This is a genomic window from Amycolatopsis sp. NPDC003861, assembly GCF_053605405.1.
Map to the genome: position 1 here is coordinate 1 of NZ_JBSGJD010000005.1, position 21,923 is coordinate 21,923.

General features: G+C 73.2%; 24 protein-coding genes and 1 pseudogene. 17 read left to right on the forward strand and 8 right to left on the reverse strand.

Annotated features, from left to right (window positions below):
• Positions 1-238: 238 nt before the first annotated feature.
• Entirely contained in the window at positions 239-1,450 is a 1,212-nt protein-coding gene (locus ACWEVN_RS02550; RefSeq protein WP_449682378.1) for a PP2C family protein-serine/threonine phosphatase, read from the reverse strand.
• A 175-nt stretch (positions 1,451-1,625) separates the two neighbouring features.
• Between ACWEVN_RS02550 and ACWEVN_RS02555 the strand changes: the two genes are divergently transcribed.
• From ACWEVN_RS02555 to ACWEVN_RS02590, 8 genes and pseudogenes are all read left to right on the forward strand, one after another.
• Positions 1,626-2,051, forward strand: coding sequence for a MarR family transcriptional regulator (locus tag ACWEVN_RS02555; RefSeq protein ID WP_452050001.1), 426 nt, complete (start codon positions 1,626-1,628; stop codon positions 2,049-2,051).
• A gap of 74 nt (positions 2,052-2,125) precedes the next feature.
• A complete protein-coding gene (locus ACWEVN_RS02560) occupies positions 2,126-2,989 on the forward strand; it encodes an STAS domain-containing protein (RefSeq protein WP_452049950.1) in 864 nt (287 codons plus the stop codon).
• Positions 2,986-3,369, forward strand: coding sequence for an STAS domain-containing protein (locus ACWEVN_RS02565; RefSeq protein ID WP_310977324.1), 384 nt, complete (start codon positions 2,986-2,988; stop codon positions 3,367-3,369). Before ACWEVN_RS02560 ends, ACWEVN_RS02565 begins: the two co-directional genes overlap by 4 nt.
• Positions 3,359-3,781, forward strand: a complete 423-nt coding sequence (locus ACWEVN_RS02570; RefSeq protein ID WP_449682376.1) for an ATP-binding protein — start codon at positions 3,359-3,361, stop codon at positions 3,779-3,781. Before ACWEVN_RS02565 ends, ACWEVN_RS02570 begins: the two co-directional genes overlap by 11 nt.
• The gene (locus ACWEVN_RS02575) at positions 3,778-4,770 is read left to right on the forward strand and encodes an ATP-binding protein (RefSeq protein ID WP_310977326.1); all 993 of its coding nucleotides are present in this window, start codon (positions 3,778-3,780) and stop codon (positions 4,768-4,770) included. Before ACWEVN_RS02570 ends, ACWEVN_RS02575 begins: the two co-directional genes overlap by 4 nt.
• Positions 4,770-5,966, forward strand: coding sequence for a PP2C family protein-serine/threonine phosphatase (locus tag ACWEVN_RS02580; protein ID WP_452049951.1), 1,197 nt, complete (start codon positions 4,770-4,772; stop codon positions 5,964-5,966). The genes ACWEVN_RS02575 and ACWEVN_RS02580 overlap by 1 nt, the downstream gene beginning before the upstream one ends.
• Positions 5,967-6,111: 145 nt before the next feature.
• Positions 6,112-6,267: pseudogene (locus ACWEVN_RS02585) on the forward strand (alcohol dehydrogenase catalytic domain-containing protein); the annotation flags it as partial.
• A 67-nt stretch (positions 6,268-6,334) separates the two neighbouring features.
• Positions 6,335-6,601, forward strand: a complete 267-nt coding sequence (locus ACWEVN_RS02590) for a hypothetical protein (protein ID WP_452050004.1) — start codon at positions 6,335-6,337, stop codon at positions 6,599-6,601.
• Here the strand turns inward: ACWEVN_RS02590 and ACWEVN_RS02595 are convergent.
• Positions 6,570-7,346, reverse strand: a complete 777-nt coding sequence (locus ACWEVN_RS02595; protein ID WP_452049952.1) for a GntR family transcriptional regulator — start codon at positions 7,344-7,346, stop codon at positions 6,570-6,572. The genes ACWEVN_RS02590 and ACWEVN_RS02595 overlap by 32 nt on opposite strands.
• Before the next feature lie 137 nt (positions 7,347-7,483).
• Here ACWEVN_RS02595 and ACWEVN_RS02600 point away from each other — a divergent pair, with 137 nt between their 5' ends.
• The 3 genes from ACWEVN_RS02600 to ACWEVN_RS02610 all read left to right on the forward strand — a co-directional run bounded on the left by ACWEVN_RS02600 (position 7,484) and on the right by ACWEVN_RS02610 (position 10,731).
• Complete coding sequence (locus ACWEVN_RS02600) at positions 7,484-8,353, forward strand: Cgl0159 family (beta/alpha)8-fold protein (protein WP_452049953.1); 870 nt, start codon at positions 7,484-7,486, stop codon at positions 8,351-8,353.
• Positions 8,354-8,385: 32 nt separating this feature from the next.
• Positions 8,386-9,870: a CoA-acylating methylmalonate-semialdehyde dehydrogenase gene (locus ACWEVN_RS02605; protein ID WP_452049954.1), complete on the forward strand. Its 1,485-nt coding sequence runs from the start codon at positions 8,386-8,388 to the stop codon at positions 9,868-9,870.
• A gap of 501 nt (positions 9,871-10,371) precedes the next feature.
• Positions 10,372-10,731 (forward strand): hypothetical protein, encoded by a 360-nt coding sequence (locus ACWEVN_RS02610; protein WP_452049955.1) that lies wholly within the window; start codon positions 10,372-10,374, stop codon positions 10,729-10,731.
• Here ACWEVN_RS02610 and ACWEVN_RS02615 read toward each other — a convergent pair.
• The gene (locus tag ACWEVN_RS02615; RefSeq protein WP_449682369.1) at positions 10,728-11,303 is read right to left on the reverse strand and encodes a TetR/AcrR family transcriptional regulator; all 576 of its coding nucleotides are present in this window, start codon (positions 11,301-11,303) and stop codon (positions 10,728-10,730) included. The two genes, ACWEVN_RS02610 and ACWEVN_RS02615, sit on opposite strands and share 4 nt — an antisense overlap.
• Before the next feature lie 193 nt (positions 11,304-11,496).
• Between ACWEVN_RS02615 and ACWEVN_RS02620 the strand changes: the two genes are divergently transcribed.
• The 5 genes from ACWEVN_RS02620 to ACWEVN_RS02640 all read left to right on the forward strand — a co-directional run bounded on the left by ACWEVN_RS02620 (position 11,497) and on the right by ACWEVN_RS02640 (position 18,145).
• Positions 11,497-11,949, forward strand: a complete 453-nt coding sequence (locus ACWEVN_RS02620; protein WP_310977333.1) for a (2Fe-2S)-binding protein — start codon at positions 11,497-11,499, stop codon at positions 11,947-11,949.
• Positions 11,936-12,898, forward strand: coding sequence for an FAD binding domain-containing protein (locus ACWEVN_RS02625; RefSeq protein ID WP_452049956.1), 963 nt, complete (start codon positions 11,936-11,938; stop codon positions 12,896-12,898). Before ACWEVN_RS02620 ends, ACWEVN_RS02625 begins: the two co-directional genes overlap by 14 nt.
• On the forward strand, positions 12,895-15,069 hold the full coding sequence (locus ACWEVN_RS02630) for a xanthine dehydrogenase family protein molybdopterin-binding subunit (protein ID WP_452049957.1): 2,175 nt from the start codon (positions 12,895-12,897) through the stop codon (positions 15,067-15,069). The genes ACWEVN_RS02625 and ACWEVN_RS02630 overlap by 4 nt, the downstream gene beginning before the upstream one ends.
• 194 nt (positions 15,070-15,263) lie before the next feature.
• Complete coding sequence (locus tag ACWEVN_RS02635; protein WP_452049958.1) at positions 15,264-16,694, forward strand: carboxylesterase/lipase family protein; 1,431 nt, start codon at positions 15,264-15,266, stop codon at positions 16,692-16,694.
• Positions 16,695-16,867: 173 nt separating this feature from the next.
• Positions 16,868-18,145, forward strand: a complete 1,278-nt coding sequence (locus ACWEVN_RS02640) for a sensor histidine kinase (protein WP_452049959.1) — start codon at positions 16,868-16,870, stop codon at positions 18,143-18,145.
• Between the two features lie 9 nt (positions 18,146-18,154).
• Here ACWEVN_RS02640 and ACWEVN_RS02645 read toward each other — a convergent pair whose 3' ends face one another.
• Positions 18,155-18,502 (reverse strand): hypothetical protein, encoded by a 348-nt coding sequence (locus ACWEVN_RS02645; protein WP_452049960.1) that lies wholly within the window; start codon positions 18,500-18,502, stop codon positions 18,155-18,157.
• A 147-nt stretch (positions 18,503-18,649) separates the two neighbouring features.
• Between ACWEVN_RS02645 and ACWEVN_RS02650 the strand changes: the two genes are divergently transcribed.
• The gene (locus ACWEVN_RS02650) at positions 18,650-19,075 is read left to right on the forward strand and encodes a hypothetical protein (RefSeq protein ID WP_452049961.1); all 426 of its coding nucleotides are present in this window, start codon (positions 18,650-18,652) and stop codon (positions 19,073-19,075) included.
• Here ACWEVN_RS02650 and ACWEVN_RS02655 read toward each other — a convergent pair.
• The 4 genes from ACWEVN_RS02655 to pspAB form a co-directional block, all read right to left on the reverse strand.
• Positions 19,072-19,761 (reverse strand): GNAT family N-acetyltransferase, encoded by a 690-nt coding sequence (locus ACWEVN_RS02655; protein ID WP_449682362.1) that lies wholly within the window; start codon positions 19,759-19,761, stop codon positions 19,072-19,074. The genes ACWEVN_RS02650 and ACWEVN_RS02655 overlap by 4 nt on opposite strands.
• Positions 19,762-19,835: 74 nt before the next feature.
• The gene (locus ACWEVN_RS02660; protein WP_452049962.1) at positions 19,836-20,459 is read right to left on the reverse strand and encodes a hypothetical protein; all 624 of its coding nucleotides are present in this window, start codon (positions 20,457-20,459) and stop codon (positions 19,836-19,838) included.
• An 81-nt stretch (positions 20,460-20,540) separates the two neighbouring features.
• Positions 20,541-20,948: a VOC family protein gene (locus ACWEVN_RS02665; RefSeq protein WP_452049963.1), complete on the reverse strand. Its 408-nt coding sequence runs from the start codon at positions 20,946-20,948 to the stop codon at positions 20,541-20,543.
• 96 nt (positions 20,949-21,044) lie between these two features.
• On the reverse strand, positions 21,045-21,599 hold the full coding sequence (pspAB, locus tag ACWEVN_RS02670; RefSeq protein WP_449682359.1) for a PspA-associated protein PspAB: 555 nt from the start codon (positions 21,597-21,599) through the stop codon (positions 21,045-21,047).
• Positions 21,600-21,923 lie beyond the last annotated feature (324 nt).

The window sequence follows — 21,923 nt, forward strand, 5'->3', positions numbered from 1 at the left end:
CCTAAGCCTCAACACGGCCGGTGGTGCCGGGTCAAGGCACGCTTTCCCGCCTTGACGCGGTACCACCGGCCGTAGTGACAATCGCGGCTTCGGGGTGGTGGGCACCGAGCGACGCCAACTCAGCGGCACTTCAAGGCAGAAAACCAGACCAGCTCCACCACACGCACCGACCGACCCGCAGCCCTACCCAGGCCGGGCCGGCACCGCAGAAACCCGCACCCCCAAGCAAACCAACCCGCTACCCGTCAGCCCGCCGCACCGTAACCGCAGGCCCATCCCCCGACCCGGACAACGGCGTCGCCCCGAACCAGTCCAGGCACACCACCATCGCGTCGTCCTCCGCCTGACTACCGTGCCGCCGGGTCGACAGCTCCCGCAGCATCGCGCCCGGCACGTGCGCCGCCGGCAGGTCCGCCGTCGCCGACACCGCCTCGGCGAGTTCCCGGTCGCCGTACCGCTCGCCGTGCGAGCCGAGCGCGTTGTACACGCCGTCGCTGACGAACACGAACCGGTCGCCGTCGGCCGCCTGGAAGCTTTCGAGCGTGTAGATCGTGCCGTCGAACGTGCCGAGCGGGAGCTGCTCGTCGAAGAGGATCCGCTCGGCCTTGCCGTCCCGCAGCCGCCACAGGCGCGGCGAGCCCGCGTCGACCACCTGCACCGCTCCGGTGCCGAGGTCGAACTCCAGCAGCAACGCGGCCACGTGCTCGGCGCCGCGGTAGTGCGCGTACAGCGCCTGGTCGGCGAGTTCGGCCTGCGCGTCGAGCGCGATGCCGGCGCGCCGGGCGTTGCGCAGCGCGTTCACCGCGAGGTTCGTCAGCAGCGCCGCCTCGCTGCCCTCCCCCATGCCGTTGATCAGCGTGACCGCGAGCTTCCGCGCGGAGGCCGACCAGTCGAAGCAGTCCCCGTAGATGGCGTAGGCCGGCTCCAGCTGACCGCCGAGCGCGAACTCGGCGCGGGTGCAGGCCCGCCCCGGCAGCAGCTGCCACTGCATCTCCGCGGCCAGCGTCAGCCGTGACGAGCGCCGGGCCTGGATGTAGAGGTCGGTGTCCCGGTCGGCGACGAACAGCTCGTGGGCCACCGCTTCGGCGAACCGCTGGAGCTCGGCCCACACCGGCGGCTCCGGTTCGCACGGCAGGGTGACGGCCAGGACGCCGAGCCGGTCACCGCGGACGCTGACCGGCAGGTAGCCGGTGACGCGGTCGCCGTCGCGGGAAAACGTCGCCGCCTGCGTGAGGAACGCCGCCCCAGGGATCGTGCCGTCGACCGGGACCGGCTCCGTCGAGTAGGGCTGCTCGCCCACCTGGCACAGCTCTGTGAGGGCGTAGTCGGCCATCAGCAGCTCGACCGCTTCGGCGCCGAAGTGCTCGCCGAGTCCCGAGCGCAGCGCGCCGGGCAGGTCGTGCGGTGGTACGTCACGGAGGAGACGCTCCACCGCCAAGGATCTGTCCAACGCCTGCCTCCTGCTCACGCACCCGTGCCGGGATGGTTCTGTCGAGTCTGCGCCGCTCCGGCGCGCCGGTCCACGGCGAGTCGCGTTGGCTGTGCTGCCGGTTCAGCATAGGGATGCCAGAGTGGACGCCGTGGATCGATCCCGCGAGCAGGCCGCCCCGGACGGGCCGGCCGCCGTGCCGGACCTCGCCCGCCTCTTCGAGTCGGTGGTCGAGGGAGAGCGGGACGTCTCGCCGCGCCCGCTGTCGATCTCGCAGCTGCGCGCGGTCGTCGCGCTGGATCGCCACGACGGGGTCAACCTGCGGCAGCTGGCCGAGCAGCTCGGCTCGACGCCGCCGCTGGTCAGCAGGCTGTGCGACCGGCTGGAGGCGGTCGGCTTCCTCGAACGGCTGCCCAGCGCGCGCAGCCGGCGGGAGCTGACGCTGCGGCTGTCCGACCGCGGGCGGGCCTACCTGCAGGACCTGCGGTCCCGGCGCCGGGACCGCGTCCAGGCGCTGCTGGCGAAGATGAGCCCCGCGGGCCGGCTCGCCCTGGCCACCGGGCTGCAGGAATACCGGGCACTGGCCGAGGCCGCCGGTGACCTGCCGGATTTGCGTTCCTGATTCAACTGTTGTTATATGACAATCACTCGGTCGGCGTACAGCAGAGCGCGCCTCGAACACGGAGGAGGGCGTCGGTGCTGGGCACGGACGACAGCCAGGTCCGCTCGGTCCTGGCGCGGATGCTGGAGGAAGACCGGTCCTCGCTGGCCCGCGACTGGGCCGGGCAGGAGCCGCACGACGGCGACCGGAACGGGCAGGACCTGCGCCGCGAAGCCGTCGAGCTGCTGGAAGCCCTCCGCAACGCGCTCAGCGGCACGCTTCCGGTGTCCCGGATCGTCGATCAGGACCCCGCCGTCCGGGACGCGCTGACGTCGCTGTCGGAGCGCCGGGCCCGCGCGGGCGCCCAGCCGTCGGCCACCGCCATGGCGATCCTCGCGCTCAAGCGCACGATGCTGAGCGCGATCGAGCGGCACACCGACGATTCCGCCCTGCGCTACCGGGCCGCGCTGCTGGTCAACGAGCTGCTCGACAGCGCGGGCGTGCTGACGTTCGAGGTCTACTCCGCCGGCCGGGAACGGATCATCCGCGAGCAGCACGACCAGATGCTCGAGCTGTCCACGCCCGTGGTGCGGCTGTGGCGCCACGTCCTCGCGGTGCCGCTGATCGGCACCCTCGACAGCGCCCGCACGCAGGTCGTCATGAACAGCCTCCTGGAGGCGATCCAGGCGAACGAGGCGCGGGTGGCGATCATCGACATCACCGGCGTCCCGACCGTCGACACCGCGGTCGCCCACCACCTGCTGCAGACGGTCAGCGCCGTCCGGCTGATGGGCGCGGAGTGCGTGATCAGCGGGATCCGGCCGTCGATCGCGCAGACCATCACCCAGCTGGGCATCGACCTCTCGCACATCGTCACGCGCGGCTCGCTGGCCGACGCGCTGGCGACCGCGATGCAGCTGCTCGGCGACAGCGCCCGCCCGGGCGCGGTGACCGGGTGAACGCCGGGCTGCCGATCCTGCGGCTGGGGGACATCCTGCTCAGCGGGCTGCTGAGCGACCTGGACGACAAGACGGCCCTCGCCTTCACCGACGAGCTGACCACGCGGATCGCGAACGAGGGCATCCGCGGGGTGATCATCGACATCTCCCGGCTGGAGATCATCGACTCGTTCGTCGCGCGCGTGCTCATGGAGCTGGCCGGCACCGGGCGGCTGCTCGGGACGCGGATGATCGTGGCGGGGATGCGCCCGGCCGTCGCGCTGACCCTGACCGAGCTGGGGCTGCAGCTCACCGGCGTCCGGACCGCCCTCAACGCGGAACAGGCGATGGAGCTGCTGGGCTGGCGCCGTCCCGCCGAAGAAGCGCCCCATGCTTCCTGACGAACGGACCGCCGCTTCCGGTGAGCACCCGGTCCGGGTGGAGGAGGACCTCCTCGCGGCCCGGCACGCCGTGCGGGCGGCCGCGGTCGCCGCCGGGTTCACCATCGTCGACCAGACGAAGATCGTGACCGCGGCCAGCGAGCTGGTCCGCAACGCCTACATCCATGGCGGGGGCGGCACGATGACCGTCGAGACCGTGCGGGACCCGGCCGGGCGCCTCGGGCTCCGGCTGCGGGTGCGCGACGAAGGGCCCGGGATCGCCGACGTCGCCCAGGCGATGACCGACGGGTTCAGCACCGGCGCGGGGCTCGGGCACGGCCTCGGCGGCACGCGGCGGCTGGTCGACGAGTTCGACCTCGACACCGCGCCCGGCCGCGGCACGACCGTCACGGTCGTGCGCTGGAAGCCATGACCGCGACCGTCGCCGGGCTGACGCGCCAGATCCGCGTCGACCACCCCAGCGCGGGGTACGCCGCCGCCCGCGTCGCCCGCGAAGTCGCGCACGAGGCCGGGCTCACCGGGGTCCGCGCCGACCGGGCCGCGGTGGTGGCGGCCGAGCTCGCGGGCAACATCGACAAGCACACCGGCGGCGGTGCGGTGTTCGTGCAGCGGGCCCTCACCGGCCGCGGCGTCGACGTGCTGGCCGCCGACGACGGTCCCGGCATGGCCGACCTCGACCACTGGCTGCTCGACGGCAACACGACGACGGCCACCCTCGGCACCGGCCTCGGCGCGGTGAAGCGGATGGCGGCCGAGTTCCGGATCACGTCCTCGCCCACGGCCGGCACGCTGGCCGCCGCCCGCCTGCTCGACCCCGCCGCGCCGCCGGGCCGTCGCGCGATCGGGCACTTCCGCCTGCCCCGCGACGGCGAGGAGTACTGCGGGGACGCCGTCGCGCTGGCCGACGTCACGGGCAGCCGGACGGCCGTCGTCGCCGACGGGCTCGGCCACGGACCGGACGCCGCCGAAGCCGCGGACACCGCGCTGCGCGTGTTCACCGAGAACCCGGACCGCCCGCTGCCGCACCAGCTCACGAACATGCACCGCGCGCTGCGCACCACCCGCGGCGCGGCGGTCGCGCTGGTGCGGATCGCGCCGCGGCGGCTCGAGTTCTGCGGCGTCGGCAACGTCAGCGGCGCGAGCCTCGGCGACGGCCCGTCCCGGCTGCTGCTCAGCACGCCCGGCATCGTCGGGTTCACGCTGCCGTCGGCGCCGGTCCGGCACCTGACGCTGGCCGACGACGACGTCGTGGTCCTGCACACCGACGGCGTCGGCACCGGCTGGCGCGTCCCGGGCCGGGCCCCGGACCTGCTGCTGCTCGCCGCGGACCTCGCCCACCGGCACCGCAACGCCCGCGACGACGCGGCGATGCTCGCCCTGAGTGCGGACCGGTCCGCCTGATGCGCCCCGATCTGGCCCGGATCCGGCGGCGCCTCCGCAAAGCGTGCACCGAAGCGGGCGTGCCCGCCGACGAACGCGGGCGGCTGGTCCTCGCCGTCACGCTGCTCGCCGAACCGGCGCTCACCGCGGGCGAAACGGTGGACGTGGCCACGGCGGCCTCGGACCGGCGCCTGGCGGTCACGGTGCGGCTCGAGCACCCCGTCAGCCAGGGCAGCCGCGACGCCTTGCCCCTGCTGCCCGAGCGCGGGGACGACCCGACGCTGACCTGGCACCTCGCCGGCGGCAGGCCCGCGGCCCCGGCCGCCCCCGACGACGACCGAGCGACCCGCGAAGAGATGCTGGCGCTGGTGGCCCGCACCGACACGCTCGCCAACGAGCAACGGGACCTCAAGCACGAGCTCGCGGAGACCAACAGCGGCGTGCTGGCGATGTACGTCGAGCTGGAGCAGCGGGACGAACAGCTCCGCCGCGCGCACGCGGCGATCTTCCGCGAGCTGGAGGACGCGCTGCGCCCGCGGCCGCCGGTGGTGCCGGGCCTGGAGCTGGCCGTCCATTATTCGCCGACCGACCAGGACTCCCCCACCGGCGGCGACCTGTACGACTGGTTCGTCCTCCCCGGCGGCGAGGTGCACGTGACCTTGGTCGACGCGGTCGGCCACGGGGTCACCTCGACCCGCCACGCGCTGACCGTGACGCACGCGATCCGCACGCTGGCCCTGGAGGGCCACCCGTTCCGCGACCTGATCGCCCACGCCTCCCACACCCTGGCGGCGATCGAGCCGGCCCTGATGGCCACGGTCCTCCTGGCCCGCCTCGACCCGGCCACCGGCCACACCCGCTTCGCGAGCGGCAGCCACCCGGAACCGGTGCTCGTCACCGCGGCCGGCGCCGCACGCCTGCTGCCCCCGCCGGCGCCGGGCCGCGGAGTCGGTTTCCCCGACCCGGGCAGCCGGGAGCTGGTCGACGTGGTCCTCGACCCGGGCGACACGGTCCTGCTGTACACCGACGGCCTGGTGGAGAGCCGCAAGGACATCGACGAGGGCCAGGCCCGGCTGCTGGCCCTGGCCGGGCGGCTGTGCGCCCACCCGGTGGCGGACCTGCCGCGCGAGCTGGTGACCCGGATGCACGACGTCGTCCTGCACGCGGACGACACGGTGGTGCTGGCGCTGCGCCGGACGCCGTTCGCCGGAGGTTAGGCGCACCGGCCCCGGGTATGCCGACGCCCTGCCGGAGGGGAGTCGCTGTGCGTGCGATGGTGTACCGCGGGCCGTACAAGATCCGTGTCGAAGAGAAGGACGTCCCGCGATCTGCGGCTCGGACCTGCACCTCTACCACGGGATGATGCCGGACACCCGCGTCGGCACGACCTTCGGCCACGAGTTCATCGGCGTGGTCGAGGAAGTCGGCTCCGGGGTGCGGAACCTCGAGCGCGGCGACCGGGTCATGGTGCCGTTCAACGTCTTCTGCGGCACCTGCTGGTTCTGCGCGCGGGGGTTGTACTGCAACTGCCACAACGTCAACCCGAACGCCACCGCCGTCGGCGGCATCTACGCTACTCCCACGCATGCGGGCGTCGGAGCGGCCGCCGATCGCCGAATCGAGCGATCGCCTGCGCGCGCGGATCCCGGGCTGGGGCGCGGACCTGGGCCCGGCCGACCGGCCGTCGGTGCCGAAGCTGCAGTGGCAGGCCGACCGCGGCGGCGCCCACTGGGACTTCCCCGAGCGACAGCCCGAGAAATGGCCGCGGGAACGCCCGATCGAGCACGCGGTCCGGAAGCTGGTGCGGCGCCGCAGTTCTTCTACTGCGGCCCGTTGGTCAGCGAAAGGTTGAAGGTGTACCGGGACGCCCGGTACACGTGCCACCCGTACTCGACCACCCGACCCGAGTCGTCGTAGGTCGTGCGCTGCATCGTGAGCAACGCGGCCCCCGGCTCCTCCCCGAGCAGTTCCGCGTCCTCCTCGGTGGCGAGCCGGGCGCCGATGTTCTGCTCGGCCGCGTGCAGCCGCACCCCCGCCGACCGCAGGAGCTGGTAGAGCCCGCGCTCGCGCAGCTCGTCGTCGCTCGGGTCGATGACGCCGTCGGGCAGGTAGTTGTTCATCAGGGCGAGCGGCTCGCCGTCGGTCGACCGCAGCCGCTTCAGCCGCCGGACGTGCGTCAGCCCGGGCGCCTCCAGCAGCTCGGCGACGTCGGGGCCGGCCTCTTCGACCTCGTTGACCAGCACCGCCGACTCCGGCTTGCCGCCCAGCCCGGCGAGGTCGTCGAACAGGCTGCTCAGCCGCAGCGGCCGGGCGACCTTCGTGCGGACGACCTGCGTGCCCACCCCGCGCCGCCGCACGAGCAGGCCCTGGTTGACCAGCATCTGGATCGCCTGGCGGATCGTCGGCCGTGACAGGCGCAGGCTCGCGGCGAGGTCGACTTCGTTGCCCAGCCGCGCGCCCGCCGGCAGCCTGCCGTCCTCGATCGCGGCGTGCAGCTGCCGGGACACCTGGAAGTACAGCGGTTCCGGGCTGCCCGGGTCCAGGACGATCTCGCGCCCCGCGTCCCAGGCCGGGAAGGCGGCGTCCAGCTTGCTCATCCGCGGAGCGTACCGCCTCGGGGCCACCTGTTGGGATGACCTGTTGTCCATATGTCTTGACAAAGTCTCGGCCCCCTGGAATCGTCGCAGCCAGGAGCACGAAGGCCGTGCCCCGTCAGACCGGCTGGGAGCGAACCGTGACCGACGTGCTGCGCCGCATCGTCGCCCGACGCGTGCACGATCCGGGAGCGATCGCCGAGGCGGCCGCGAACCGCGTCCGGGCCGAATCGCCCTTCAACGACAAGGGCCGCACGATGATCATCGCCGCGGACCACCCCGCCCGCGGCGCAAATGCCGTCGGCGGCAACCCCACGGCGATGGCCGACCGCGGCGAACTGCTGGAGCGGCTATGCCTGGCGCTGGAGCGGCCAGGGGTCACCGGCGTCCTGGCCACCGCGGACGTCATCGACGACCTGCTGCTGCTCGGCGTGCTCGACGGCAAGACCGTGCTCGGGTCGATGAACCGCACCGGGCTGGCCGGGTCGAGTTTCGAGATCGACGACCGCTTCGCCTGCTACGACGCGGAAACGATCGAGCGGATGCGCTTCGACGGCGGCAAAGCCCTGACCCGGATCTGCCTCGACGACCCGGCCACCCCGAGCGTCCTGGAGAACACCGCGAAGGCGATCAACGAGCTGGCCGACCGGAAGCTGATCGCGCTGGTCGAGCCGTTCCTGTCGAGGTGGGTCGACGGGCGCGTGCAGAACGACCTCTCCCCCCACGCCGTGATCAAGTCGATCACGATCGCCGCCGGCCTCGGCCGCTCGTCGGCCTACACCTGGCTCAAGCTGCCGGTGGTGGACGACATGGCGCGCGTGCTGGCGTCTTCGACCCTGCCGGCCGTCCTGCTCGGCGGCGAAGTCAAGGATCCGGACGCGGCCTTCGCCGCCTGGCAGCGGGCCCTGACCCAGCCGACGGTGCAGGGCCTGGTGGTCGGCCGCTCGCTGCTCTACCCCCACGACGGTGACGTCGCCAAGGCCGTCGACACGGCGGTGAGCCTGCTGTGAACCCGCATTCCCGCACGAACCGAAGGAATCCCGTGAACACCATCGAGCACTGGATCAACGGCACGGCCACCCCGGCGGGCTCCGCCCGCACGGCGCCGGTCTACGACCCGGCCACCGGGCGGCAGCAGGCGTCGGTCCTCCTCGCCGAAGCGTCCGATGTGGACACCGCGGTCACGGCCGCGGCCAAGGCATTCGAGTCGTGGGGCAATGCGTCGCTGTCCCAGCGCACCAAGGTGATGTTCGCCTTCCGCGAGCTGCTCGTGCAGCACGAAGACGAGCTGGCCCGGATCATCTCCACCGAGCACGGCAAGGTGATCGAGGACGCCCGCGGCGAGATCGTCCGCGGCCGCGAGGTCGTCGAGTACGCCTGCGGCATCGCCGACGCCCTCAAGGGCAGCTTTTCCGACCAGGTGTCCCGCGACGTCGACGTGCACGACTTCCGCCAGCCCCTGGGCGTGGTCGCCGGGATCACGCCGTTCAACTTCCCGATCATGGTGCCGCTGTGGATGCACCCGATCGCCATCGCCACCGGCAACACGTTCGTCCTCAAGCCGAGCGAGCGCGACCCGTCGGCCTCGAACTTCGTCGCGCGGCTGTATGCGGAAGCCGGTCTGCCCGACGGCGTCTTCAACGTGGTGCACGGCGACAAGACGGCGGTCGACGCGATCCTCGACCACCCGGACATCGCGGCGGTGTCGTTCGTCGGCTCCACCCCGATCGCCCAGTACGTCCACGAACGCGGAACGGCGGCAGGCAAACGCGTCCAGGCCCTCGGCGGTGCGAAGAACCACGCGGTCGTCCTGCCCGACGCGGACCTCGAATTCGCCGCCGACCACCTCACGGCGGCCGCCTTCGGCTCGGCGGGCCAGCGCTGCATGGCGATCTCCATCGGCGTCGCCGTCGGCCCGGCCGGCGACGAGCTGGTGGAGATCCTCGAGCGCAAGGCCCGCGAAGTGAAGGTCGGCCCGGGCACCGACCCAGCCAGCGACATGGGCCCGGTCGTCACGGAGGCGGCCCGCGAGCGCGTGGAGCACTCGATCGCCCGCGGCGCCGAGCAAGGCGCGAAGGTCGTGGTCGACGGCCGCGGCCTGAAGGTCGAAGGCCACGAGGAGGGCTTCTTCGTCGGCCCGTCCCTGCTGGACGACGTCACCCCGGAAATGGACGCGTACCAGCAGGAGATCTTCGGCCCGGTGCTGGCCATCGTCCGCACCCGAACGCTCGACGAGGCCATCGCGGTGATCAACGCCAACCCGTACGGCAACGGCACGGCGATCTTCACCGCCGGCGGCGAAGCGGCCCGCAAGTTCCAGCGCGAGGTCAAGGTCGGCATGATCGGCGTCAACGTGCCCATCCCGGTCCCGATGTCGTACTACTCCTTCGGCGGCTGGAAGGACTCCCTCATCGGCGACAGCCCCATCCACGGCCCAGCAGGAGTCCGCTTCTACACCCGCGCCAAGGTGGTGACCACCCGCTGGCCCCACTCACAGGCGGCATTCACCTTCCCCACCTCCCACTGAAGGGTGCGGGCGGAGCGCCCGGACGCTCCGCCCGCACCCGCTCGCCAGTCCCCGGCCAAGCGGCGGCGGCCCCCGCCGATCAACGCAAGGTCCCGCCCCGGACCGGCGTTAGCCCTCGCCGCCCGCCCGCCGCACCACCGCGACCACGCGCCCCCACCGGCCGCCATCCTCCGCCGCCCCGCCCGCCGCACCACCGCGGCCACGCACCCCCACCGGCCGCCATCCTTCGCCGCCCCGCCCGCCGCACCACCACGGCCACGCGCCCCACCGGCCGCCATCCTCCGCCGCCCCGCCCGCCGCACCACCGCGACAGCACACCCCCACCGGCCGCCACTCGTCCCCACCGCACCGCCGCGGCGGCGCATCCCACCGGCCCGCGTTTCCCCTCGCCGCCCCGCTGCGGCAGCGCACGCCCCAGCGAACCACCGGCCGACCCCACAACCGGAACACCTTTCTCCGTTTTCCGGTACCGTGGCAGCAGCCCACCTGAAGGAGGCCGCCGTGGGGTACCGAGGTCCGCTGCCGAAGAATGCCGTCGAGCGCGTCAACACCTGCGTTGGCGCGCTCCGGACATCACCTCGCTGGGGGTCGCTCGTCCGGCGGCACCTCACGCAGGTCACCTACACCGGCCGGCGGTCGGGGCGGACCTTCAGCACGCCCGTCGGCTATCGGCGGGCGGGCGATGTCGTCACCATCGGCGTGCGGTTGCCCGATGCCAAGTCGTGGTGGCGCAACTTCACCGGCGACGGTGCTCCGCTCACCCTCGACCTCGATGACACCGCGCGCACCGGGCACGCGGTCGCCCGCCGCGACCCGAGAGGCCGGGTCACCGTCACCGTCCGGCTCGACAACGAGGCCTAGCCGCGTTGTGCGGCCAGCCCGTGCCACAACAGGTCGGCGAGGTCGGCCGCGTCGCGGCGCCAGTCGCCGTTCGGGTCGAGCCACAGGAGGCCGCCCATGCCTCTCATGACCAGCTCCGGGGTCAGGCCCGGGCGGACCGTCCCGGCCGCCACGTTGGCTTCGAGCATCGCCGCGACCGCGCCGAGCATGTCCTCGTACGCGTCGCCCGGCAGCTCGCCGCGGGCCGCCGTTGCCGTGCGCAGCGCGTCGGCCAGGCCCTTCTTCGTCATCATGTAGTGGGCGACGTGGTCGGTCACCCACACGCGGAGCGCCTCCTCCGGGGCGTGCTTCTCCAGCAGCACCGGCACCACCTCCACGATGTGCCGGACCTCCCGCCGGTAGACCGCCAGGATCAGCGCCTCCGGGGTCGGGAAGTGCCGGTAGACCGTGCCGACGCCGACCTCGGCCTGCTTGGCGATCGCGTTGAACGAGACCTCGCCCGTGTCGGCCAGCGACGCCGCCGCCGCGATGAGGATGCGCTCGTGGTTGCGCCGCGTGTCCGCTCGGCGCGGGCTGACCGATCCGGTCGTCATCGTTCCTCCCGGTGGTCGTGCCGTCCCGCTGAATCTAGCCGAATCCTGGAGCTGCTCCAGCCTGCCCGGCTCGTTGCCAAGCGGATTGTAATCCGCTAGCCTCGCGACCGAGTGAAGCGGATGACTATCCGCTCCCGCCTTCACCGCCCCACCACACCGTCGGGCAGCCGCCCGGCTCCGCGGAAAGAGACCAGTGGACATCTCACTCGAAGTCAACGGCACCACCGAACACCTGGACGTCGATCCCGGCGTCACGCTCCTGGACGCGCTGCGCGAGCGCCTCGCCGTCACCGGCCCGAAGAAGGGCTGCGACCGCGGGCAATGCGGCGCCTGCACCGTGCACGTCGGTGGCCGGCCCGTGCTGTCGTGCCTGACCCTCGCCGCCACCGTCAAGCAGCCGGTGACGACCGTCGAAGGACTGTCCACGGAGGACAGACTGCACCCGGTGCAGCAGGCGTTCGTCGACCAGGACGCCCTGCAGTGCGGGTTCTGCACCTCCGGGCAGATCATGTCGGCGGTCGCCGCCGTCGAGCAGGACGTCGAGGACGTGCGGGAGTTCATGTCCGGCAACCTCTGCCGGTGCGCGGCCTACCCGAACATCGTCAAGGCCGTCGAGCAGGCGAGGCGGGCCGATGCGTCCCTTTGAGCTGACCGCACCCACCACCGTCGAGGCGGCGGTCACCACGCCCGGCACCTACCTCGCCGGCGGGACGACCCTGGTCGACCTCATGAAGCTGGACGTCCTGACGCCGCAGCACGTCCTGGACATCAACGAAGTGCCGCTGCGCGGCATCGACACTGACGACGGGCTGCGCTTCGGCGCGCTCGAGCGGATGAGCGCCATCGCCGCGCACCCCGGCGTGTACCCGGCGATCTCGCGCGCCCTGCTGCTGAGCGCGTCCCAGCAGCTGCGGAACATGGCCAGCATCGGCGGGAACCTGCTGCAGCGCACGCGCTGCTCGTACTTCCGCGATGTCGCCATGCCGTGCAACAAGCGCGTTCCCGGCAGCGGCTGCCCCGCGCTCACCGGCGCGAACCGGATGCACGCGATCCTCGGCACGAGCGACTCGTGCGCGGCCACGCACGCCAGCGACGTCGCTGTCGCCCTGGTCGCGCTCGACGCCCGCCTGCGGCTGGCCGGCGAATCCGGCACCCGCGAGGTCGCGCTCGGCGACTTCTACCAGCTGCCCGGCGACACCCCGGCCGTGGAGAACGACCTCCGCCCCGGCGAACTGATCACCGAGGTGATCGTGCCGCGGCTGGACTGGGCCGCGAACTCCACCTATGTCAAGGTGCGCGACCGGCAGTCCTACGAGTTCGCGCTGTGCTCCGCCGCCGTCGCGCTGGACGTCCGGGACGGGATCGTCGCCGACGCCCGGGTCGCGGCCGGCGGGATCGGGACGGTGCCGTGGCGGCTGCCGTCCGTCGAAGCGGCCCTGCGGGGCGGCCCGGCGACCGAAGCCGCCTTCGAAGCGGCCGCGGCGGTGGCCGCCGACGGCGCGCGGCCGTTGTCCGAAAACGGGTTCAAGGTGCCGCTGCTGCAGCGGACCATCGTCCGGGCCCTGCTCGAACTGACCGACGGGAGCTCCCGATGATCACCCGGCTGGACGCGCCGCTGAAGGTCACCGGCGGCGCCAAGTACGGCGCCGACCACACCTTCCCCGGCATGGTCTACGGCTACGTCCTGCTCAGCACGATCGCCCACGGCGAGATCGAGGCCATGGACGTCACCGCGGCGAAGAGCGCGCCCGGCGTGCTCGAGGTGTACACGCCGTTCGATCCGCTGGCGCTGAACACGCCGAGCCTGCCGATCTTCGGTGACACCTGGGTTCCGCTGCAGGACAAGCAAGTCACCTACTACGGCCAGCCCGTCGGCTTCGTGGTCGCGGAGACGTTCGAGCAGGCCAGGGATGCCGCGGCACTCGTCGCGGTCACCTACCGCGAGCGGCCCGCCCGGACCTCGCTCGCCGAGCACCTCGACACGGCCGAACCCGCGCCGCCGGCCATGGACGGCGCTCCCCCGGAGATCGAGGTGCTCGAAGACGGCGTCGAGTCCTTCGAAGCCGCCCTGGCCGCGAGCCCGGTGGTCGTCGAGGCGACCTACTCGACCGCGACGCAGAACCACGCCGCGATGGAACCGCACTCCGCGGTCGCGGTGTGGGACGACGGTGAGCTGACCGTCTACAGCGGGAACCAGGCGTCCCACATGCAGGCGGCCGAGCTGGCCATCGCGCTCGGCCTGGCGCCGGAGGCCGTCCACGCGGTCAACCCGTTCGTCGGCGGCGCGTTCGGTGGCAAGGGACGCACCTCCACGCCGGCCTTCCTGGCCGCGGCGGCGGCCCGCGCCCTCGGCCGGCCGGTGAAGGCCGCGCTCACCCGCGAACAGGTCTTCACCGCCACCGCCGGCCGGGCCGCGACGGTCCAGAAGCTCACGATCGGCGCCGAACCGGACGGCACGCTGGTCGCCCTGCGGCACGACTCGTGGTGCCACACCGACACCGCGCGGTCGTTCGTCGAACCGACGTCGCACGGCACCTCGCGCGAGTGGTACGCGACGCGGAACCTCTCGATCAGCCAGAAGATCGTGCCGCTGAACGTCCCGCCGACGACGTTCATGCGGGCCCCCGGCGAGGCGCCCGGCTCGTTCGCGCTGGAGAGCGCGATCGACGAGCTCGCCGTGAAGCTCGGCATGGACCCGATCGAGCTGCGCGTCCGCAACAACTCCACCGCCCCACCCGGCCACGACCTGCAGTGGTCGAGCAAGCACCTCGACGAGTGCTTCCGCGTCGGCGCGGACCGCTTCGGCTGGGCACACCGCCCGGCGGGCTCCCGCACCGACGGCGACTGGCTCGTCGGCATGGGCGTCGCCACCGCGGTGTTCCCGGCCCTGCGCTTCCCGGCCACCGTCGGCATCACGCTGCGGGCGGACGACACCGCCGTCGTCGCGACGAGCGGTGCGGACCCCGGCACCGGCCTGCTTACCGTGCTCTCCCTAGTGGGCGCCGAATCGCTGGACATCCCGGCGGACCGGATCACCCCGCGCCTCGGCGACTCGGCCCTCCCGCCGGGCGGCATGTCGGGCGGCTCGACGGCGACGGCGAGCGCGGGCACGGCGATCATGCTCGCCGCCACCAAGGCGATCGACGAGCTCACCGCGCTCGCGTCCGATCCCGGTGCGCCGTTCGCCGGCCGCCAGGTCACCTACGCCGACGGCCGCGTCTTCGCCGACGGCGACTCGATGACCTTCGGCGACCTGCTGCGTGCGGTCGGTCGCGAAACGCTCGAGGTGACCGGGACGTCGGCGCCGGGCGAGGAGCTGACCAAGCACTCGTTCGCCTCGTGGGGCGCCCAGTTCTGCGAGGTCCGGGTGCACAAGTGGACGCGCGAGGCGCGGGTGTCCCGGATGCTCGGGGTGTTCGACGCCGGCCGGATCATCAACGACAAGGCGGCCCGCAGCCAGATCATGGGCGGCATGATCTGGGGTGTCTCGGCCGCGCTGCACGAGGGCCTGGAGATCGAGGCGAACGGCCGGCTCGCCAATGGCGACTTCGCGAGCTACCTGCTGCCGGTCAACGCCGACATCCCGGAGGTCGGCGTCCACTTCGTCGAGTACCCCGACACCCTCCACAACGCGGTGGGCGCGCGCGGCCTCGGCGAAATCGGCACCGTCGGCATGGCGGCGGCGGTCGCCAACGCCGTGTACAACGCCACCGGCATCCGCGTCCGGCACATCCCGATCACCATCGAGGACCTCCTCGAAGGCTGACCGTGCGGGCAGGGCGTTCCCGGACGCCCTGCCCGCACCGGGAATTCACGGCGTCGCCGCGCACCCGGCCGATCCGGGCCCGGCGCCGTTATCCATCCGCGACAACCCCGGAGACGGAACGCCCATGACGGCGGCCCGTCCGCGGTCCTAGGCTGACGGGCGCTTCCCCCGACAGTCCACGAAGGGACCCCCGCATGACCGACCCCGTCGTCCCCACCACGTCCGGCGCGGTCCGCGGTCAGGTCACCCCCGCCGGCGTGGTGCTCTTCCGCGGCATTCCCTACGCCGCCGCGCCCGAAGGCGAGCTGCGCTTCGCCGAGCCCGTCCCCGCCCCACCGTGGGAGGGCGTCCGCGAGACGCGGAGACCGGGGCCGACGGCGCCGCAGCGGCGTCACGACGTGCCCGGCCTCGACCTGACCCCGCTCACCGGCACCGGCTGGCGGCCGGGACCGGAGTACCTGACGGTCGACGTCTGGACCCCGCAGCCGGGCGCCGCTTCCCTGCCGGTGCTGGTGTTCGTGCACGGCGGGGCGTTCCTCGGCGGTGCCGCCTCCGCCGCGGTCCACGACGGCACGGCGTTCGCCCGCGCCGGCGCGGTGCTGGTGACGGTCCAGTACCGGCTCGGCATCGACGGCTTCCTCCCCCTGGACGGCGGCGCGACCAACCTCGGCCTCCGCGACCAGCTCGCCGCCCTGCACTGGGTGCAGGAGAACATCGCGGCCTTCGGCGGCGACCCGGCCAACGTCACCCTCTTCGGCGCGGCCTCGGGCGCGGTCAGCGTCGCCTGCCTGCTCGGCTCGCCCCTCTCGACCGGCCTGTTCCGGCGCGCGATCGTCCAAAGCGGACACCCGGACATGGTCCGCGACGGCGTCCAGGCCCGGCGGCTGGCCAAGGTCGTCGCCGACGAGCTGAAGGCGGAACCGACGGCGGAAGCGTTCCGCAAGGTGTCGACCGAGCAGCTGCTCGACGCCCAGGACGCGGTCCTCCGCCCGGGCGGTGCCCCCGACCTCCGCGACGCGCTGGGCTACGACCGCGGCTACGGCTTGAGCCCCTTCCTCCCGGTGACCGGCGACGACGTCCTGCCGCACCACCCGGCCAAGGCGATCAAGGCGGGCGCGGGCCGCGACGTCGACCTGATCGCGGGCAGCTGCAGCGAAGAGATGCGGCTCTACCTGGTCCCGACGGGCGCGCTGGAAGCGGTCACCGACGACCAGGCGGTGGCCTCCCTGGCGGTCTCGCACCCGGACCCGGCAGGCGTGCTGTACGCCTACGGCCTCGGTTCGGACCGCACGGCGGGCGAGGTCCTGGTCGAGGCCCTGACGGACCTGGTTTTCCGCGACGGCGTTCGCGACCTGGCCGAGAACCACACCGGCCGCACCTTCCGGTACGAGTTCGAGTGGGGCTCGCCCCTGCTCGAAGGCCGGCTGGGGGCGTGCCACGGGCTGGAGCTGCCGTTCGTGTTCGGGGCGTTGGACGCGCTTTCGGGACCGCGCGGCCTGCTGGGCGAGAACCCACCGGTCGAGCTGGCGGCCGAGCTGAACGGCGCGTGGCTCCGCTTCGCGACGACGGGCTCGCCGGGCTGGGCGGAGTACACGGGCGAGGACACGATGTTCCACGCGTACTGACCGCGGCACGGCTGCGGTGCGCCCACCACTCCTCTCCGTGGGCGACCGGTAGATCACGAAGCGGTCGAGGGCTTTGCTCCAGCGGGCTGGCTCCGGGCCGGAACGGTTGACGGCTCCCCTGCCCCGCTGCCAGGCTCAGGCCGCCCGGACGGCCGGATGAATGGGGACCACCGATGCCCGAGGCGGGCTCCGCCGCACCGCCGCGCGCCTTCGTCCGCACGCTTCTGCGCAGCGGCACACCCGCGGAACCCGCCGACCCCGTGGGCGACAGCGGCGACCTGACCGCCGTCGGGGACGCGACGCTCGCCCGTGCCTCGCGCTACTGGGTGGCCGTTCCGCTGGCCTACCGGGCCGCCGCCTTCGTCAAGGTGTTCATCGGGTTCACCGCCTCGAACGGCGTGCTGGGGCTCGGGCCGGTGCTCGGGGCCACCGCCTTCGCCGTCGCCGCCAACACCGCGGCCGTCATCTGGGTGCTGCGCTCGGGTGGCCTGCGGGCCCGGCTCACCGGGCGCGCCCTCGGTCTGGACCTTTCCCTCGGTGTGCTCCTCAACCTCGTCGTCGCGATGACGGCGCCGGCCGAGATCCAGCCGTTCGCCGTCGACGTCTCGTGGACCTGGCTGGTCGGCTCGGTCGCCATGTGGGCCGGCACGTCCGGGCTGCCCGCCGCGCTGTGGCTGTTCGCCGCGGCCGTTCCGTTCCGGGCGCTGCTGACCCTGGCGGGCGGGCTGCCGCTGAGCAACCAGCTCGCCCTGAACCGCTCGATCGGCTGCATGGTGGCGCTGGCGGTGGCGATCGTGCTCGCCGTGGCGATCCTCATCCTGCTCGGCGTCGGCACGCGGTTCGCGGTGGACATCGGACTGCGGCGCGGGCGCGAGGCCGAGCGCCGCCGGACGCGGCGCATCATGCACGACAGCGTGCTGCAGACCCTCGAAGCCCTCGCCATTTCGGCCCCGGGCGACGACGCCCAGGCCGTCACGCGGCTTTCGGAGCTGCGGTCGGTCGCCAAGGCGGAGGCGGCCGAGCTGCGCCGCCGGATCACCGAGCCCGTGCCGACCGGGCCGACGCGGAGCTTCGCCGTCCAGCTCGCCGACGTCGCCACCGATCTGGCGCGCGACGGCCTGCGCACGCAGCTCGTCGCCGCGGACTTCGCCGATGACCACAAGGTCTCGCAGGACCGGCGCACCGCGTTGTGCGAAGCCGTCCGGGAAGCGTTGCGCAACACGGTGAAGCACTCGGGGACGAAGCAGGTCGTGTTGCGCGTGGAGGAACGCGACGGCGGGATCGCGGTGGTGGCCCGCGATCAGGGCCAGGGCTTCGACGTCCGCGACCGGCCCCCGGGCTTCGGTATCAGCCAGTCCATCATGGCCCGGCTGGCCGAGGTCGGCGGGCACGGCACGGTGGACTCACAGCCGGGCCGCGGCACCCGCGTCACCATGTGGGTGCCGGGCTGAGCCACGCTCTCAAGCAGCGTGGCGGGCGGCGCGCTCGGCGGCGAGGCTCGCGCGGCAGGCCGCGGTCAGCCGGGTGGTGGCGGCGCTGCCGCCGTCACCGCAGCGCGGGCAGGACATCGTCACGGCCAGGGCCAGCTCGTCCACCGCGACGGCCAGCTCGGTCCGGCAGCCGCGGCACCAGCGGTGCCGGGTGACCGGGCTGACGTGCGCCGGCGAGGCGACGCACTGGTGGATCCACCGGCCGTGCACGTGGCAGGTCAGCCGGTCGTCGGGCGCCAGCAGACCCATGTCCTCGGCGTCGTCCTCGGTGGCGAGCAGGACCGGCAGGCTCCGGACTCGGTTCGAGGTTCTGGTCATGGCGGTCATCGTGCTCCCCTTCCCGTCACCGGAGCGTCGATCCGGGCGGCCCCGGATCGACATCGCGCCGCGAGATGGCCGGATCCCGGCGATTCCTGGCGATCCCGCCACTCCTCCGGAGCCGCGAAGATCGCTAACTTCGGGCGCGTGTCGAAAATCCTGCTTTCGGTCCACGTCCTGGCGGCGATCCTCGCCGTGGGCCCGGTCGCGGTCGCGGCCAGCATGTTCCCCGCCGCGGTCCGCCGCGACGACGTCAAGGCGGCGACCCTGCTGCACCGGATCTGCCGCGTGTACGCCTACGCGGCCATCGCGGTGCCGGTGTTCGGCTTCGGCGTCGCGGGCACGATGCACGTCATGGGCGACCCGTGGCTGCTCGTGTCGATCGGCCTGACGGCGGTCGCGGCCGCGGTGCTCGCGCTGCTGATCCTGCCGCGCCAGAAGCGGCTGCTGGCCGCGGAGTCCACATCGGACACCCTCGGCCGGCTGGCCGTGCTGACCGGCGTGTTCAACCTGCTGTGGGCGGTGGTGACGGTGCTGATGATCGTCCGGCCCGGGTCGTCGACCGGTGCCTAGACCGCGACCGCGAGCGGCACGCGCACCGCCACGAAGTCCGGCCGGCGCCGCAGCGCGAACCCCAGCGAGAGGTAGAGGCGGATCGCCGAGGTGTTGCTCGCGGCCGCGTGCATCATCGGGATTTCGCCGCGCTCGCGGATGCCCGCGGCCACCGCGAGCACCAGGCGCGTCGCGAGGCCTTGCCCGCGGTGGGCCGGGTCCGTGCAGACCGCGCTGATCTCCGAGTAGCCCGGCGGGTGCAGGCGCTCGCCGGCCATCGCGACGAGGGCGCCGCCGCGCCGGATGCCGAGGTAGGTGCCGAGCTCGACGGTCCGTTTCCGGAACGGCCCCGGCCGCGTCCGCTCGACGAGGTCCAGCATCTCCGGCACGTCCGCGGGGCCGAGCCGGACGGCTTCGGGCTCGGGCGCGGCCGCGACCCCCTCGTCGACCAGCTGCACGCCGCGGACCTCGTCGAGCACCTCCCAGCCGGACGGCGGCCGGGCGACGGTAGCGGCCAGCACGACGACCGCACCCGGCCCGGCCAGCTCGGCGACGTCCAGCCAGTCCTGCTCGCCCGGGTCGTCGGGCAGGGCCAGGAAGGGCGCGATGTCCTCGGGGTAGCGCAGCACGCGCCCCTGCCGTTCCGCGAAGTGGGCGTGCGGTCCGGCCAACGACGCCCAGGTCGGGTTGTCCAGCGGAGAAGCCATGGCCCCAGCATGCTGATCGGGGCCCGGTGACGGCCGCCACTCCCACATCCTGGGTAGGGGCGCACGATCGGCGCTCAGCCGACGGTGGTCAGCTCCTCGTCCGAGAGCACGCCGGACCCCGCCGACACCACCAGCCTGCCGCCGCCGACCCGGTAGCGGTAGTCGCCGTTGACCGCCACGAAGCCGTCGCCCTCGGCCTGGGCCGGCAGCATGATGTGGGTGTCGTCGGAGGCGGGCTGCCCGCGGGCCTGGCCGTCGTAGAAGATCCGGCCGTCGGGGGTCCGGCAGATCGTCACCAAGGACTTCGCGGTCTGCGCCACGAGCAGCGCGGTCCCCGTGCCGCCGGGCAGGTAGCGCGCGGCGTCCTGCGGGCACGGTTTGTCCGTCGCCGTGCTCGTGGACGGCGTGACGGGCGGGGTCACGCCGTTCGCGGTCGTGACCACGGTCTTGGTGGTCGGCAGCGCGGGTGTCGTGTACTCCGGGAACGGCCCCGTCGCGGACGGCGGAGGCCGCGAGCGCCCGGTGTACAGCAGGACCCCGCCCACCGCGACGCCGGCGACCACCATCAGGGTCAGCAGCACCCACAGCGCCCGGGCGCGAGCCCGGCCCGGCGCCAGGCCCGCGCACCGGGCGCAGCGCAGCGCCGCGGGGTCGTTGACCGCGCCGCACTGCGCACACGTCCAGGGAAAACCCGCCATCGGGCCTCCTTCGGCCCGGCGCCACGCCACGCCGGCTCCCCCATCGTCACCGACGGGGGCACCGGCTGCAACGGCTCGTGGCTAGCCGTGCACGACGTTGACCATCCAGGGGATGCCGAACTTGTCGACGCAGGCGCCGAATTCGTCGCCCCACATCTGCTTTTCGAACGGAACCGTGACGGTACCGCCCTCGCTCAGCCTGTCCCAGTAGCCGCGCAGGTCGCCGGCGTCGTCCCCGCTGAGGCTGACCGAGATGCTGGTGCCCGGGTTGTGCTCCATCCCGGCCGGGGTGTCCGCCGCCATCAGCGTGAAGCCGTTCTCGGCCTCCAGCTGGGCGTGCATGACCTTGTCCGCGTCCGCTCCTTCGGGTGAACCGAATTCCCCGAACGTGTTCAGGGTGAGCGTGCCGCCGAAGACACCCTTGTAGAACTCCATGGCCTGCCGCGCGTCGTCGCGGAAGCGCAGGTACGGGTTCAGACGAGAAGCCACGGCCATCTCCTTCGATCGGACGAGAGCAGCATCCTCGCAGAACACCGCGGCTGCGCCAATCGGCGGATTTTCAGGGGCGCGGTTCTTCGGGGCGGCTCAGAGCACGAACCGCCGCTGCGCGACCGGTTCGAGCGGCAGCGCGCCGTGCAAGGCCGCCCGGGCGCGCAGTTCCAGGGCCCGGTCCAGCCGGCGGGCCCCGGGTGCCGCGGTGTGGAACGTGCCGCGGTCGAACAGGTAGACCAGGGCCAGCTTCCCCTCGCGGCGCCCGGCCGGCTCGCCGAACTCGACGGTCGCGAACCGCAGGGACCCGCCGTACCCCGCCCTGGCCAGCCGGTCCGCGACGTCCACCAGGTCGCCGGTCAGCACGCGCAGGTCACGGTTGCGCCGCCAGCACCGGACCGTGGACCGGCCCTGGAGGTCCTGCGTCACCAGCGGGTGCACCGGCAGCCGCGCCGACGTCGCGGCGATCAGCTCCGCCTCGGTGCGGGCCAGCGCGTCCCCCGCCACCTTGAAGTCGACCGTGCCGCCGCCGGTGGGTGCGAGGCCGAGGGCGGCGCGCACCCGCGGGGCGGCCGCGGCGAGGGTGTAGAGGGACTGCAGGTGCGGGCGGGAGGTCCAGCACCGGACGAGCTTGCTGTCCAGCAGGGTCACGACGAACGTTCCTATCCTCATCTCGGAGGCCGCCGGACCGGGCGCACTGGCAGTGTCCACTGTGGACGTCAGGCGCGGGGACGCGGGGCCGGAAAGGACAGCATGCGCCCGCGCCGCGGGTTCCGGCCCCGAACCGGCCGGGCACGCGGCGAACGGCAGCACTTCGCCGCCGAACGGTCACGCCCGGTCAGGTTCCACCGATCAGCGGTATCCCTTTCAGCCGCGAGCAATCGTGATCACGGCCTGACCGAGGCCGGCTCGCCATCGGCCGACAACGCGTCGGAGGCACTTTCCTCCTTTCCTCACCAACCGGACATTTAGCGT

What these genes read in the sequence shown, in the direction of transcription:
- ACWEVN_RS02590 (WP_452050004.1), top strand. Translation starts at nt 6,335, where the DNA reads ATGCGGGCGTCGGAGCGGCCGCCGATCGCCGAATCGAGCGATCGCCTG.
- ACWEVN_RS02645 (WP_452049960.1), bottom strand. Translation starts at nt 18,502, where the DNA reads ATGACCAGAACCTCGAACCGAGTCCGGAGCCTGCCGGTCCTGCTCGCC.
- ACWEVN_RS02615 (WP_449682369.1), bottom strand. Translation starts at nt 11,303, where the DNA reads ATGACGACCGGATCGGTCAGCCCGCGCCGAGCGGACACGCGGCGCAAC.
- ACWEVN_RS02630 (WP_452049957.1), top strand. Translation starts at nt 12,895, where the DNA reads ATGATCACCCGGCTGGACGCGCCGCTGAAGGTCACCGGCGGCGCCAAG.
- ACWEVN_RS02570 (WP_449682376.1), top strand. Translation starts at nt 3,359, where the DNA reads ATGCTTCCTGACGAACGGACCGCCGCTTCCGGTGAGCACCCGGTCCGG.
- ACWEVN_RS02640 (WP_452049959.1), top strand. Translation starts at nt 16,868, where the DNA reads ATGCCCGAGGCGGGCTCCGCCGCACCGCCGCGCGCCTTCGTCCGCACG.
- ACWEVN_RS02635 (WP_452049958.1), top strand. Translation starts at nt 15,264, where the DNA reads ATGACCGACCCCGTCGTCCCCACCACGTCCGGCGCGGTCCGCGGTCAG.
- ACWEVN_RS02625 (WP_452049956.1), top strand. Translation starts at nt 11,936, where the DNA reads ATGCGTCCCTTTGAGCTGACCGCACCCACCACCGTCGAGGCGGCGGTC.
- ACWEVN_RS02575 (WP_310977326.1), top strand. Translation starts at nt 3,778, where the DNA reads ATGACCGCGACCGTCGCCGGGCTGACGCGCCAGATCCGCGTCGACCAC.
- ACWEVN_RS02660 (WP_452049962.1), bottom strand. Translation starts at nt 20,459, where the DNA reads ATGGCGGGTTTTCCCTGGACGTGTGCGCAGTGCGGCGCGGTCAACGAC.
- ACWEVN_RS02655 (WP_449682362.1), bottom strand. Translation starts at nt 19,761, where the DNA reads ATGGCTTCTCCGCTGGACAACCCGACCTGGGCGTCGTTGGCCGGACCG.
- ACWEVN_RS02595 (WP_452049952.1), bottom strand. Translation starts at nt 7,346, where the DNA reads ATGAGCAAGCTGGACGCCGCCTTCCCGGCCTGGGACGCGGGGCGCGAG.
- ACWEVN_RS02580 (WP_452049951.1), top strand. Translation starts at nt 4,770, where the DNA reads ATGCGCCCCGATCTGGCCCGGATCCGGCGGCGCCTCCGCAAAGCGTGC.